At 42.6% G+C, this 251-nt stretch carries 1 protein-coding gene; it reads left to right on the forward strand.

Annotation, left to right across the window (positions count from 1 at the left end; genetic code table 11):
• On the forward strand, positions 1-251 hold a 251-nt coding region (locus FQ664_RS27615), incomplete at both ends, for a hypothetical protein (RefSeq protein ID WP_218570446.1).

A 251-nucleotide genomic window follows, 5' to 3' on the forward strand; every position in this document is an offset into this window, starting at 1 on the left:
ATAAACAACACGCCACTTTATGCCAACAACCACTGCTACGTAGAGTTTGCTATTTCTACATCACCATTCAAACTGCTCTCTGATGGTATAAAAGAAGCGTACCTAACCACAGATTCCGGAACGCAATGCACCGTATCTGTGTCACCTATTGTGTTGAAAGAAGCGATCGACCAACCAACTGAAGTACCTAGCGTCAAAGCAGCAAGACATAAGCTTATTCCAGAACCGATGTCAGCTAACTTTAATAATGG

This window comes from Pseudomonas persica (assembly GCF_900291015.1).
In the GTDB taxonomy this organism is placed as follows: Bacteria; Pseudomonadota; Gammaproteobacteria; order Pseudomonadales; family Pseudomonadaceae; genus Aquipseudomonas.